The sequence below is a fragment of the Streptomyces sp. NPDC051907 genome, assembly GCF_040681075.1.
Classification (GTDB): domain Bacteria; phylum Actinomycetota; class Actinomycetes; order Streptomycetales; family Streptomycetaceae; genus Streptomyces.
This window is the reverse complement of record NZ_JBFAYB010000170.1, coordinates 1-9,094: the sequence shown is the minus strand read 5'-3', so window position 1 is coordinate 9,094 and position 9,094 is coordinate 1. Positions and strand designations below refer to the sequence as shown.

General features: G+C 71.7%; 7 protein-coding genes, 1 pseudogene and 1 riboswitch. Of the genes and pseudogenes, 4 read left to right on the top strand and 4 right to left on the bottom strand.

The window, feature by feature from the left end; translation table 11 throughout:
- Positions 1-203 precede the first annotated feature (203 nt).
- The gene (locus tag AB0M39_RS40390; protein ID WP_365373719.1) at positions 204-758 is read left to right on the top strand and encodes a hypothetical protein; all 555 of its coding nucleotides are present in this window, start codon (positions 204-206) and stop codon (positions 756-758) included.
- Entirely contained in the window at positions 755-967 is a 213-nt protein-coding gene (locus AB0M39_RS40385; protein ID WP_365373716.1) for a helix-turn-helix transcriptional regulator, read from the top strand. The genes AB0M39_RS40390 and AB0M39_RS40385 overlap by 4 nt, the downstream gene beginning before the upstream one ends.
- 309 nt (positions 968-1,276) lie before the next feature.
- Here the strand turns inward: AB0M39_RS40385 and AB0M39_RS40380 are convergent, their stop codons facing one another.
- A complete protein-coding gene (locus tag AB0M39_RS40380; protein ID WP_365373713.1) occupies positions 1,277-2,752 on the bottom strand; it encodes a PLP-dependent aminotransferase family protein in 1,476 nt (491 codons plus the stop codon).
- A 94-nt stretch (positions 2,753-2,846) separates the two neighbouring features.
- Between AB0M39_RS40380 and AB0M39_RS40375 the strand changes: the two genes are divergently transcribed.
- Together AB0M39_RS40375 and AB0M39_RS40370 are read left to right on the top strand one after the other, a co-directional pair.
- Positions 2,847-4,427: a DUF885 family protein gene (locus AB0M39_RS40375; protein ID WP_365373711.1), complete on the top strand. Its 1,581-nt coding sequence runs from the start codon at positions 2,847-2,849 to the stop codon at positions 4,425-4,427.
- Positions 4,424-5,062 carry a LysE family translocator gene (locus AB0M39_RS40370; protein WP_365373708.1) on the top strand — a complete coding sequence of 213 codons (639 nt, stop codon included), beginning with the start codon at positions 4,424-4,426 and terminating at the stop codon, positions 5,060-5,062. The genes AB0M39_RS40375 and AB0M39_RS40370 overlap by 4 nt, the downstream gene beginning before the upstream one ends.
- A 63-nt stretch (positions 5,063-5,125) precedes the next feature.
- Here AB0M39_RS40370 and AB0M39_RS40365 read toward each other — a convergent pair whose 3' ends face one another.
- From AB0M39_RS40365 to AB0M39_RS40355, 3 genes and pseudogenes are all read right to left on the bottom strand, one after another.
- Positions 5,126-5,509 (bottom strand): hypothetical protein, encoded by a 384-nt coding sequence (locus AB0M39_RS40365; RefSeq protein ID WP_365373705.1) that lies wholly within the window; start codon positions 5,507-5,509, stop codon positions 5,126-5,128.
- Between the two features lie 96 nt (positions 5,510-5,605).
- A complete protein-coding gene (metE, locus tag AB0M39_RS40360; RefSeq protein WP_365373703.1) occupies positions 5,606-7,924 on the bottom strand; it encodes a 5-methyltetrahydropteroyltriglutamate--homocysteine S-methyltransferase in 2,319 nt (772 codons plus the stop codon).
- Between the two features lie 162 nt (positions 7,925-8,086).
- Positions 8,087-8,304, bottom strand: a riboswitch (cobalamin riboswitch).
- A 210-nt stretch (positions 8,305-8,514) separates the two neighbouring features.
- Positions 8,515-9,094, bottom strand: a pseudogene (locus AB0M39_RS40355) (malate synthase A); the annotation flags it as partial.

The following is a 9,094-nucleotide window of genomic DNA, read 5'->3' as shown; positions in this document are numbered from 1 at the left end:
GCCCGGGCCGCGGGCCTTTTAGCCCCCCCGGGCGGGCCGTATCCGCGCCCCGGGGGGGTGCACGGAAGACGCCGACCTGCCTTGTTGCGTGCCCCTGGGGCGTATCGGCTCCAAGTCCCCCCGCCTTCGGCAACACCCGTGCAGCGGTCGTAGCCGAACCCCTCGCGATGAAGGGGCAGCGGCTGGAGGAGCCGACGGCGTCGATGGCGAAGACCTCCAGGCCGCTGCCCCCGTTCCAAGCCACCACCCTTCGCCGGACCGGCGGCGGGCCGTCAACCACCCTTGTCTATTTGACAAGGACCATTTACATCGAGACAAGCTCCCTTTACATTTGCGGCATGGAGAAATCACCAGAGAACCGCCAGAGCCGAAGCGACACGATCCGCGCCCGCGCATGGTTCCTCGACTGGCTTCCGGCGCTCGTCGCCCTCGGGCTGCTCAGCCTGATCTCAGAGTTCGGCCTCTTCGGCTCGGCGGACTCGTGGAAGCTGTTCTGGTCGCTGCTGAATCTCGCCCCGGGGCTGTGGATCGTCCGGGCCGTGGTCAGGAGCCTGCGTCGCGCCGACGAGTACCAGCGTCGTTGCCAGCTCGAGGCCTTGGCGATCGGGTTCGGCGTGCTGATCACGGCGATCTACACCGTCGGGCTTCTCCAGGCGGCCGGGGTGGGCGATCTGCGCCAGCTGGTCCAGGTCAGCTTCATCGCAAGCATCCTGACCTGGATCGCAGCCCTGCTGCTCAAGACCCCGCGAACCCGATGAAGAACCGGCTCAGGGAACTGCGGGCGGTGCGCCGTTGGAGTCAGGCCGACCTCGCCGACCGACTCGACGTGTCCCGGCAGACGGTCTACGCCATCGAAACGGGCCGCTACGACCCGAGCCTGCCGCTCGCGTTCAAGATCGCCGCCGTGTTCGGCGAACCGATCGAGGGTCTTTTCCTCCCTGACGAAGGCGCGGACCCCACACCGTGACCGGGCCCGCGTAGGAGTCCTCGCAGGGCTGCAGCGGCGTCCCTGCTGTGCACCTACGGGGAGCCGGGAATCGCGGCGCTACGCGGCGGCGCCGTGTTCACCCAGGCCCGGTTCGCCGACCTCGGGCTGACCACCATCGCCCAGGTCAGCCCGCCCGGGCCGGGCGAGACCCTCCCGAACATCCTCTTCAACGAGCGCTACCGCTTCGAGGACTTCCGGCAGCTGGGGTCGAGTATGTTCCACGAGATGCTGCACCAGGACCCCACCGTCGGGGCGAAGGCAGAGTCGTGTACGCCGCTGGGGACGACGTCAGACCACGGGAGTCGCGGGTCCGGGGGCGGGCCCGTGCCGGCGCAGGTCGGCCCAGGCCCGGGTGAGCCGTCGGACGGCCTCGGTGAGGACATCGGGCGGGTAGGTGAACGGAAGGCGGATGTAGGCGTCGTGGCCGCCACTGGGGTCGGTGGCCCGTCCCGCCACCACCTCCACCTCGTGGCGCAGCGCGACCTGCGCGAACGCGCGGGCGTCGGCTCCGGGAAGTTCGATCCACAGGGCCGACCCGCCGTCGGGCTGCTCCCACCTCCACTCCGGCAGTGACTCCGCCAGCAGCCCGGTCAGATGCCGCAGTCGGCGCGCGGCGGACTCCGCACGTGTCCGCTCCAGCTCGGCCAGCCGGGGCAGCAGCCGGGCCGCGACCGCTTGGTCGATAGCGGGGCTGCCGAGGTCGGCCAGCGCCTTGTGGCGGGCCAGACGCGCCGCGACGGGCTCGTCCGCACGGACCCAGCCCACCCGGAGCCCTCCCCACACCGACTTGGACAACGAGCCGATCGTCAGCACCTCACCGCCCTGGGAAGCGAACGCGCCCAGCGGCGGCGGCAGTTCGTCCCCTGTGGTGATCCGCCCCGAGTAGGCGAGGTCCTCGACGACGACCACATCGTGGCGGACGGCCAGCTCGACGATACGACGGCGGCGGCGCTCGCTCATCAGCCGGCCGGTGGGGTTGTGGTAGCTCGGCATGACGAACAGCAGGGTCGGCTGGTGCTCGGCGAGCGCGGCGGCGAGCAGGTCCGGCCGCATTCCCTCCTCGTCGAGCGGTACGCCGACGGTGCGGGCGCCGTACGCGGAGAACAGGTCGAAGCAGCCGGGCCAGCTGGGGGACTCGACGACGACCGTGCTGCCGGGCCGCAGATACATCCGGGCGGTCAGCGAGATGGCCTGGTGTGCGCCGGTGGTCACCACGATGCCGTCCGGCGAGGTGGGCAGGCCCAAGTCGGTGAGATGGACGGCGAGCCGCTCGCGCAGCGCGTACAGTCCGCGCGGGTGATAGCCGGCGTCGGACAGCAGGTGGTGCAGGTCCAGCTCGGTCACCTCGCGCAGGGCCTCGGCGAGTTCGGGTGCGCCCGCGTCGGCGGCGTACGCCATGGAGATCACCTTTCCAGGTCCCTGGGACAGCCGTGCGAAGACGGACTCGGCCTCCCCCTGCCGGAGCCCGCCGTCGGAGCGGCGGCGGTTGCCGGCCTGCCGGGCCACCCGGGTTCCGCTGCCGCGCCGGCTGACGAGGGCGCCGGCGGCACGCAGCTCGTCGTAGGCAGCCACGACCGTCGAGCGGCTCACCGCGAGTGCGGTGGCGAGCCCGCGCTCCGAGGGGAGCCGGACACCGGTCGCCAGTTCGCCCTCGTCGACGAGCCGGCGCAGCGCCTCAGCCAGCCCCCGGTACAGGGCCCCGTCCCCCGCCCATCCGTCCGGCAGCAGCTCGACCAGCCGGTTCGGATCCAGTGAAAGGTCCAATTCAGCCCCCATTGGCTCGTGTGGTCTGCCGTCCCCTCGGATTGGCTGGTCCCAGACCTACCACAGACCGTATCCACCATGAGGAGAACCCCTGATGTCGCCTGCTACCCCGGCCCGCCTCCGCGCCGTGCTTGACGCGTCCGTGCCGGCCGCCCGGCACGACGCCGGACGCCACGAGTACGACGGTCGCCCGCAGGACCTCTCCGAGGCTGGTGTGCGCAGCGCGCTGCGGGGACTCGGCGCAGCCTGCCCGGGAGCGACGCGGCCCGCTCCCTCGGCCGACCCGGACCACACGGTGCACCCCCTGGACCCGCTGGACGAGGCGACGCTCGACGCGTTCGAGCAGGCACTGCAGCTGCGATTCGGTGAGCTCGCGATGCACCGCCGCGACCCGTACCTGCACATCGACAATCTGGATCTGAGCGGCTACGAGCACGACTACGCTCCCAGCGACGAGCGCGCGCGGGCCAGGCGCGCACATCTCGACGCCTGGCCCGACCTGGTCGCCGTCGCCGTCGCCACGCTCGATCAGGTCCCCGCGGAGCAGGCACGCGCCGCCCTGCCCGCGGTCGAGGGCCTGCGCCACCAGCTGGGCCACGCCGGACAGGCGGCAGACCGCGACCGGCGGGCCGCCGACGCGCTCAGCCGCCTCGAAGAGCACCTGCGGGAAACGGGCGGAGCGGACCGCGGCTCGCCCGTACTCGGCACGGACGGGCTCGCCCGGATGCTGGCGGCCACAGAGGGCACCGAGGTGGACCTCGAGAGCTTGGCGACGCGTGCCGACGCCGAACGCAGCCGCCTCAGAACGCTGCTGGAGGAAGGGTGCCGCCGTATCGACCCCGGCGGCGCCGTGGCCACGACGCTGCACGCACTGGACGACGACCACCCCACCGCCGACGGCCTGTTGGCAGCCACCGTCGAGGCGGTGGAGAAAGTGGTGGACTGGTCCGAGGAGGCCCAGCTGGTGCCCGGCAGGAGCGTCACCTGCAGGGTCGGTCTTCTCCCCGAGTCACACGGGCATCAGGTCGCGACCATGACGACCGCCGCTCCCGAGGAGCCGGAGCGACCCGGCTGCTTCCGGGTCCGCCGTCCGCCCGCCCAGTGGTCTGCCCGGGACCGCGACGCGTGGCTGCGCACCTACAGCCGTCACCAGTTGCTGAACATCGCCGTCCACGAGGTCGTCCCCGGACACCTGGCGCACCGTCGGGCCCTGCGCCAGGTCCCGAGCGCGGTACTCCGCAGCCTGCAGTCGTACGCGACGAGCGAAGGCTGGGCGCACTACTGCGAGGAGATGGCTCTGGAGGCGGGATTCGGTGACGGCGACCCCCGGCACACCGTGGCCGTCGCCCGCGACGCACTGCTCCGCCTCACGCGTCTGGCATGCGTCATCGGGCTGCACACCGGCGAACTCACCCGCGCGCAGGCAGCCGAACGCTTCAGGACGGAGGCGTACTCGCCGCCCGCACTCGCCGCGCAGCAGGCCACACGCTGCCTGCTCGACCCTCAGGCGGGCGACTACGCCCGGGGGAAGTTCGCGATCCTCGATCTGCGCGAGCAGGCCCGGCAGCGCTGGGGAGCCGGCTTCTCCCTCCCGCGTTTCCACACTGCTCTGCTCGGCCTGGGCGCGCCGCCGCTCGGCCTGCTGTCGGCACTGCTCGGAGCGGAGAAGCGGTGAAGGTGCTCGCCGATCCACAGCAACTGCTGCTCTTCGTCGCCGCGTCGGTCGCGCTCGTCGGACTGCCCGGACCGAACATCCTCTACATCTGCACCCGCAGCGTCACCCAGGGCACCGCCGCGGGGATGGTCTCGGCGCTCGGAGTCGAGACCGGCACGCTGGTGCACGCTCTCGCGACCGCCTTCGGAGTCGCGGCGCTGGTCTCCGCCGAACCGGGGGCGCTGAAGGCCGTCACCCTGCTCGGCGCCGCCTATCTCCTTTATCTCGGATTCCGTTCCCTGACCGACTCCCGCTCCCCGGGCGACGCGGCCGAGGCGGCACGCAACCGGCTCCCGCGCGTCTACCGCGAAGGGGTCCTCGTCAATGTGCTCAACCCCAAGGTCATGCTGTTCTTCCTGGCGTTCCTGCCGCAGTGGGTGAGCGAGGACGCCGGTGGCGCACAGGCCCGTACGGAACTGATGGTGCTGGGCACGATCACCTTCACGATCGCCCTGATCATGGACCTGGGGTACGCGGCCGTGGCCGGCGTGCTCGCGAAACGGCTCCGCGGCCGCGCATCGTCGGGGCGTGGTAGGGGCCGGTACCTCGTCGCCGCGGTGTACATCGGTCTCGCGGTCGCCGCGGTGTTCAGCTGACGGGATCGACGACGCGGACGCCGGGACGGCGACCGCCGGTCACAGGCCGTGGCGCCAGGGCCGTCAGGGCTCCTTGCGGGCTCTGACGCCTCTGCCGCCGGTGATGCTGCGTGCGTGCCGCACGCGCTCGGGCAGGTCGGCGAGCAAGACGGAGAGGTCGTCCACGGGCCGTCTTCGATCGGTTCCTGGCGCTGTCGGCTCCGCTCGCGAGGCGGCGTGCTCTGCGTCGGCCGACTTCGCGAGGGAGGGCTGGCCGTCGCCCCGCAGTGCGGTGCCCAGCTCCTCGAGAAAGTCGGTCAGGTCGACCAGGGCACACCGTAAGGAGCGCAGCTTGGCTCCTTGGCCGCCCAGCTGTCGACGCACGGCGATCAGGTTCTCGAAGTCACGGGCCTCCAGTGCCACCAACGGCTCGCCGTCGACGACCACATGACGTGGATCCCTCTTCACAGGTGACGCTTCCCCCTCGGGCGGACATCGAAGGCCCCCACAGACGAGGAAGGGCCGAGAGGAGGCGGGATTGCCTCCTCTCGGCCTTAACGTGCCTCAGGACTCGGGAAGTTCCGCCCGCACGGTCCGTGCGGCGGCGACCAGGTTCTCCAGAGAGGCGCGGGTCTCGGGCCAGCCGCGGGTCTTCAGGCCGCAGTCGGGGTTGACCCACAGGCGCTCGGCGGGGATCGCCTCAAGCCCCTTACGCAGCAGGTCGGCTGCCTCCTGCTCGCTCGGCACGCGCGGAGAGTGGATGTCGTAGACACCGGGACCGGCCTCGCGGGGGTAGCCGTGGGCGGCCAGCTCGCGGGCGACCTGCATGTGCGAGCGGGCGGCCTCCAGGCTGATGACGTCGGCGTCGAGATCGTCGATGGCCTGGACGATGTCGCCGAACTCGGCGTAGCACATGTGGGTGTGGATCTGCGTGTCCGCGCGTACGCCGCTGGTGGTGAGGCGGAAGGACTCGGTGGCCCAGTCCAGGTAGGCGGGGCGGTCGGCGGCGCGCAGCGGCAGGGTCTCGCGGAGGGCGGGCTCGTCGACCTGGATGACCGAGGTGCCCGCCGCCTCCAGGTCGTTGACCTCGTCGCGCAGGGCGAGGGCGACCTGGCGCGCGGTGTCGCCGAGCGGCTGGTCGTCGCGGACGAAGGACCAGGCGAGCATGGTCACCGGTCCGGTGAGCATGCCCTTGACCGGGCGGTCGGTGAGCGAGTTCGCGTACTCGGTCCAGCGCACCGTCAACGGCTCCGGGCGCGAGATGTCTCCGGCGAGGACCGGCGGGCGCACGTAGCGGGTGCCGTAGGACTGGACCCAGCCGTGCTGGGTGGCGAGGTAGCCGGTGAGCTGCTCGGCGAAGTACTGCACCATGTCGTTGCGTTCGGGCTCGCCGTGGACCAGGACGTCGATGCCCGCCTTCTCCTGGAAGGCGACGACGTCGCGGATCTCGTCCTTGATGCGCTCGTCGTAGCCGGCCGTGTCGATGCGTCCGGCGCGCAGGTCAGCGCGGGCGGTGCGCAGCTCGCCGGTCTGCGGGAACGAGCCGATCGTGGTGGTCGGGAGCAGCGGCAGGCCGAGGTGGGCGCGCTGGGCGGTGGCGCGCTGTTCGTACGGCGCTGAGCGGCGGCCGTCCGTGTCGGTGACGGCGGCGACGCGGGCGCGGACGGCCGGGTCCTGGGTGATTGGGGAGCTCGCTCGGGACGCCAGGTCGGCGCGGTTCGCGGCGAGTTCGGAGGCGATCGTGTCCGTGCCCTGGGCGATGCCGCGGGCGAGCGTGACGATCTCCGTCGTCTTCTGGCGGGCGAAGGCCAGCCAGCGCAGGACCTGCGGGTCGGTGTCGCGTTCGGCCGCCGCGTCGATCGGGACGTGCAGAAGGGAGCAGGAGGCCGCCACGTCGACCCGGTCGGCGAGGCCGAGCAGGGTGGCGAGGGTGGACAGGGACTTCTCGAAGTCGTTGATCCAGATGTTGCGGCCGTTGACGACGCCCGCGACCAGGCGCTTGCCCGGCAGGCCGCCGACGGCGGCGAGGGCGTCGAGGTTGGCGGCGGCGGCTTCGGTGAAGTCGAGCGCCAGGCCGTCCACGGGGGCTTTGGCGAGCACGGGGAGCGCCTCGCCGAGCCGGTCGAAGTAGGAGGCGACCAGCAGCTTGGGCCGGTCGGTGAGGGCGCCCAGCTCGCGGTAGGCGCGGGCGGCGGCGTTCAGCTCGGCCGGGGTGCGGTCCTGGACCAGAGCGGGCTCGTCCAACTGCACCCACTCGGCGCCCGCCGCGCGCAGGTCGGCGAGGACCTCGGCGTACACGGGCAGCAGCCGGTCGAGCAGGGTGAGCGGTTCGAAGTCGGCGGCGACGCCGGGGGCGGGCTTGGCGAGCAGGAGATAGGTGACGGGGCCGACGAGGACGGGGCGGGCGGTGTGGCCGAGCGCGAGGGCTTCCTTCAGCTCGGCGACCTGCTTGGTGGAGTCGGTCTGGAAGACCGTGTCCGGGCCCAGCTCAGGGACCAGGTAGTGGTAGTTGGTGTCGAACCACTTGGTCATCTCAAGCGGCGCCACGTCCTGGTTGCCGCGGGCCATGGCGAAGTAGCCGTCGAGCGCGTCGGCGTCGACGGCCGCGCGGTGGCGGGCGGGGACAGCGCCGACCATGACACTGGTGTCCAAGACGTGGTCGTAGTACGAGAAGTCACCGGTGGGCACCTCGTGGACGCCGGCGTCGGCCAACTGCTGCCAGTTCGAACGGCGCAGGCCCTCGGCGATCTCCTTGAGGGCGTCGGCGGTGACGCGGCCCTTCCAGTAGCCCTCGACGGCCTTCTTCAGTTCACGGTTCTGGCCCTGGCGGGGGTAGCCGTACACGGTGGCCCGTGCTGCCGCGGCTGCGGACTTCGCTGTCACGGAAATCTCCTTCGCGAGATGACTCCTGAGATCCCGGAGACGGGACGCGGACGCGAAGGGGTGACGAACCGGGCGGACCGAACTCGCGCCGATCGGCGCGGTCCTCCGCCTGGTATGCACGCCGACCCGCCCACGAGGTCACCGGGATATCCGCACGTGATCGGTCACGTACGGGCAACGGGCAGGTCTTCGGACTCGCGGGCACGTCTGCCGAGGCAGATTCCTACTGGCCGTCGCTTCCCAGGCCCAGTCGGGCCCAGTGCGTATGACGGCGGTCGTTCCCGCTCACCGCTGCGGGGCAGTCCCGGATTCCCACCGGGTTCCCTCTTACGACGCATCCCGTCTGGCGGACGGGGCGAACCAGCTGCCCGGCCAGACTAGAGGGCCAGGCTCGAAAGCGGGCAGAACTGTTCACATTGCGGACCGTGAGATGAGACACGGATGCGTCTTTCGGACGAACGGGGGGGCGCGGAACAGTCTGCTCCGCGCCCCCTCTCCACAAAAGCCGCAGGCCCCTCAGCCCAGCGGCGGACCCGAGCCCCTCAGCCCCGGTCGTAGGTGTGGAACCCGTGGCCGGCGGACGCGTGTGGTCATGACTGTCCCTCCGGGCGGTACACGAGGTGGCGGGTGTAGGCGTCCGGGGTGAAGAACGCCGGCAGGTCCCTTGCCAGGGCGGTTCGTTCGAACAGCGCGCGCACCTCGTCGACGGGCGCCCACGGGTACTCCGCGCCCAGGGCGGCGAGCTCGTCGTCCAGCAGCTCCAGAACCGTCTGGCGATCGACGACCCGGTGCCGCAGCCACTGCCAGATCTGCACGCGGGCGATCTCGGCCGTGGCGGCGTCCTCCATCAGCCCGTCCAGCGCGACGGCGCCCTGACCGCGCAGCCAGGCGGCGAAGTAGCGCAGGGCGACCGCGATGTTGGTGCGGATGCCCTCCGGCGTGGGCGGTGCGCTGATGTGGCGCACCGACAGCAGCTGGGCCGCCGTCACCTCGACGTCGTCTCGGGTGCGCTCGATCTGGTGCGGGCGCTGTCCCAGGACGCCGTCGAACACCTCGCGGCAGACGGGGACGAGCGCGGGATGGGCGACCCAGGAGCCGTCGAAGCCGTCCTCGGCCTCGCGCTCCTTGTCGAGCCTGACCTTGGCCAGCGCCGCCTCGTTGGCCTGCGGA

Excerpts from the sequence above, each read along its gene's own strand:
- AB0M39_RS40390 (WP_365373719.1), top strand. The coding sequence starts at position 204 with ATGGCGAAGACCTCCAGGCCGCTGCCCCCGTTCCAAGCCACCACCCTT.
- AB0M39_RS40385 (WP_365373716.1), top strand. The coding sequence starts at position 755 with ATGAAGAACCGGCTCAGGGAACTGCGGGCGGTGCGCCGTTGGAGTCAG.
- AB0M39_RS40375 (WP_365373711.1), top strand. The coding sequence starts at position 2,847 with ATGTCGCCTGCTACCCCGGCCCGCCTCCGCGCCGTGCTTGACGCGTCC.